The 493-nt window shown below is 60.4% G+C and carries 1 protein-coding gene; it reads left to right on the top strand.

What is annotated here, in order from left to right; translation table 11 throughout:
• Positions 1 to 233 precede the first annotated feature (233 nt).
• On the top strand, positions 234 to 493 hold a 260-nt coding region (locus AACY45_RS28115), incomplete at its 3' end, for a recombinase family protein (RefSeq protein ID WP_339548737.1).

The raw sequence follows: 493 nt of genomic DNA on the forward strand, positions 1-493 counted from the left end.
CGGCGAAGCGGGTGCCGCTTCTTAAAATGTGTTCCGATTGCTCTTTCTCAAAACTGGCCGTGGGCAACGGAAAAAGCGAGACACCTCAATGCACGCCTGATCGCAAGGAAAACGACCGGTTTTCTGGCGGTAGCGGTTTTTGCCCCGGCGACGCTGCCTAGTAGTCGGAATACCCGTTGCGAAAACCACCAGCACATTGCAGGGTGTCAGATATCTTTTCTGGCGGGGTGACGATGCTCATCGGATATGTGAGGGTGTCCAAGGCTGACGGATCGCAGACGCTGGCACCACAGCGCGATGCGCTGCTCGCCGCCGGCGTCGATCCCTCACGCATTTATGAGGATCTCGCTTCGGGTCGCCATGATGCGCGCCCCGGCCTGACCGCCTGCCTCAAGGCGTTGCAGCCCGGTAATACACTGGTCCTCTGGAAACTTGACCGCCTCGGGCGCGACCTTCGGCATCTGGTCATCACCGCCGAGGCGCTGCGTGAGCG

Source organism: Pseudomonas sp. RA_35y_Pfl2_P32 (assembly GCF_963970735.1).
Lineage (GTDB): Bacteria > Pseudomonadota > Gammaproteobacteria > Pseudomonadales > Pseudomonadaceae > Aquipseudomonas.